Raw genomic sequence first — 255 nt, forward strand, 5'->3', positions numbered from 1 at the left:
TCTCCGCCGCCAGCGTCGCCATGTTGTGGCCCGAGGCGTCGCCCGAGAGGAACTCGAAGCGCACGAACAGCAGGCGGCCGTAAATCTGGTAATGGACGTCGATGAGCCGGGCGAAGCGGCTGGACCCGGCGACGACGTCCTGCAGGCCGTCGCGCAGCTGCTCGATCCGGTCGCGGCAGCGCACCGCGTCGGCGGCCGAGGGCGTCTCGAACACGACGGAGCGCGTCATCCGCTCGTCGACGAGCGTGCACGTGA

1 pseudogene is annotated in these 255 nt (G+C 70.2%); it reads right to left on the bottom strand.

Going from position 1 to position 255, the window contains the following annotated elements:
• A pseudogene (locus CVH10_RS22370) lies at window positions 1-255 on the bottom strand (hydroxymethylglutaryl-CoA reductase); the annotation flags it as partial.

The organism is Halomonas sp. ND22Bw (genome assembly GCF_003011945.1).
GTDB classification, from domain to species: Bacteria; Pseudomonadota; Gammaproteobacteria; order Pseudomonadales; family Halomonadaceae; genus Halomonas; species Halomonas halophila.